Below are 332 nucleotides of genomic sequence, written 5' to 3'. Positions count from 1 at the left end.
GCCGCCGAGTGGATGGATGACCATTACTACCTGCCGGTGGAGTCCTCCTATCAGGAGGGCCGCTGGAAGTCGCTGCCGTTCCAGGTGGCCATCATCAACGCGATGGCCAATGACGACATTCGAGAGGTCAATTTCGTCAAGTCGGCGCGGGTTGGTTACACCAAGATGCTGCTCGGTGTGGCCGCTTACCTGTTGGAGCACAAGAAGCGCAACGGACTGATCTGGCATCCCACTGATGGTGATGCTGAAAAGTTCGTCAAAAAGCACGTTGATCCCATGATCCGTGATGTCCCCAGACTAAAGGCGCTCGCGCCCTGGTATGGGAAGAAGCA

Annotated in this window: 1 protein-coding gene; it reads left to right on the top strand. The window is 56.6% G+C overall.

Features of this window, described 5'->3' with window-relative positions; genetic code table 11:
• Positions 1–332 (top strand): phage terminase large subunit family protein (locus J9889_RS23760; protein ID WP_210558467.1); only part of this gene is annotated, 332 nt, incomplete at both ends.

This window comes from Aeromonas sp. PrichA-15 (genome assembly GCF_017939245.1).
GTDB classification, from domain to species: domain Bacteria; phylum Pseudomonadota; class Gammaproteobacteria; order Enterobacterales; family Aeromonadaceae; genus Aeromonas; species Aeromonas caviae.
The sequence above is the reverse complement of the archived record's forward strand: the minus strand, read 5'-3'. Positions and strand labels throughout refer to the sequence as shown.